4 protein-coding genes are annotated in these 1,762 nt (G+C 31.2%); all 4 read left to right on the top strand.

The window, feature by feature from the left end:
• Positions 1 to 243 precede the first annotated feature (243 nt).
• The 4 genes from BK127_RS42090 (at position 244) to BK127_RS44425 (ending at position 1,527) form a co-directional block, all read left to right on the top strand.
• Complete coding sequence (locus BK127_RS42090) at positions 244 to 651, top strand: type II toxin-antitoxin system PemK/MazF family toxin (protein ID WP_076238571.1); 408 nt, start codon at positions 244 to 246, stop codon at positions 649 to 651.
• 38 nt (positions 652 to 689) lie between these two features.
• A complete protein-coding gene (locus BK127_RS44435) occupies positions 690 to 845 on the top strand; it encodes a hypothetical protein (protein ID WP_179097839.1) in 156 nt (51 codons plus the stop codon).
• Between the two features lie 323 nt (positions 846 to 1,168).
• Positions 1,169 to 1,336 carry a hypothetical protein gene (locus BK127_RS44430; protein WP_179097838.1) on the top strand — a complete coding sequence of 56 codons (168 nt, stop codon included), beginning with the start codon at positions 1,169 to 1,171 and terminating at the stop codon, positions 1,334 to 1,336.
• Between the two features lie 8 nt (positions 1,337 to 1,344).
• Positions 1,345 to 1,527, top strand: a complete 183-nt coding sequence (locus BK127_RS44425; RefSeq protein WP_179097837.1) for a hypothetical protein — start codon at positions 1,345 to 1,347, stop codon at positions 1,525 to 1,527.
• The last annotated feature ends 235 nt before the right edge of the window (positions 1,528 to 1,762 follow it).

The raw sequence follows: 1,762 nt of genomic DNA, 5'->3' as shown, positions 1-1,762 counted from the left end.
ATGAGAGTTTCAATATTAAAATTTCGGGTTATAATATAAATAACAAATAAATATCCAGAAATCTAATAACACAAAATAATCAAAATAGCAAATACTAATGTTTTGTAATATATTGGGGGTTGACAAAATAATGCGAATGTATGTTTGATACTTGTAGAAAGTTAAAAATGAATATATAATACAATTTATAGAAGCTAATAATAAATTTTGATACAACTTAATAGGAGTGTGAATTATATGAGTATGGTATTAGAAAGGCCTAAAACTAATAATCAACCAATTAAAGTACATAATAATATTCGTCGAGGATCGATATGGGTAGCAGATATTTCCGGAGTAGAGGGAAGCATTCAAGGAGGATCTAATAGACCTGTAGTTGTGTTGCAAAATGAGATTGGAAATCGTTTTGCTCCAACCGTCATTATAGCTCCATTATCATCATCTACAACCAAGAGAAAACTTCCTACACATGTAGAGATACCAACTAACAATGGTGTTTTAAGGGAGAGTATTGTACTTTTGGAGCAAGTTCGCGTAATTGATCAATGGTGCTTAATTAACGAAGTAACTCAACTGAGTGATGAAATAATGATACAAGTAGATAAAGCATTAGCGATAAGTGTTGGATTGGGGTATTTGTTTAATAAATAGAATCAAAATGAATTATACTAAGAAGAGGAGGTGTAAATATGTATAAGGTTGTAGGTAAAGGTAATTATACAAAAGAGGCATTACTTGAAATGCTTAGTAGCTTTGGTATTGCGAATCCTCTTTCTGTAGTCAAAGAAGCAACAGAGAAGAGGAGAGTTATCTGTGGGGATTTACGTATACTTGTATTTAATTGATATTAATTCAACTTGATCCTTATGATGTCCTGATCTGTGGGATATTGTGAGGATCATTTTTTTACTTTAAGATTAATATAAATTATGTAAAATAAGTGTTTCAACTTATATATGTAAATGATATATTTGATTCAAGTAAATTATGGAAATGGAGTTGAAGCATATGAGGTTAATATTAAGTCTAATTAAAAGAAACAAAAGGAAAGATGTTCATGAAATTGCTTCAGAAATGATACATAGACAACTTGAGATTAATCAGGACATGTTGAGTAGTAGGTAAAAGGAAATAAAACTATATTTTTATTGGGAGAGGAGAGTAATAAATGAATAAGGAAGATCTAATCGAAGACTTGGAAGATAGATTTTCTCACCGAAAATACATTGATTGTCTAGGTTGTAGCAATTCCTTTTCAACTAAAAATGATGAATTGTATTGTGTGATAAAAAGTAAGCTTGTTGAAGAAGAAGATGTGTGTCCAGAATATAATTAAATGATTCTTTGATGGGAAGTGATGCGATGCCATATATTAAAAAAGATAATTTGAAATTTCTACTCCATAATTTCTTTAGCGCTGGTTGCAATGCTGGTCATGCTATGGATCATGAACTGAATTTAATTAAGCAAGAAGACGCTGCTTTCGAGGAATATTACAAGATGATTTTTGAGCATAAAGAAAAATAATAACAATAAAATGATCCTTTGATTGGGAGTTGAACGGAAATGGCTTTTGATACACAAATTATTTACCACAACCTAAGAGAAGATCAAATTACGCACTTTTCATGGGATGGAGAGACTTACTATAGAACTTCATCTGGAAATTCTAAAAAAGAGGGGAAATCGATCACTTGCTCTTCGAAGACGAATCCATGATTCGCACCTACCTGGCTTTGCAGTATAACTGGTTTCCCAAAGG

Source organism: Paenibacillus sp. FSL H7-0331 (assembly GCF_001956045.1).
This window is presented reverse-complemented; position numbering and strand designations above follow the sequence as displayed.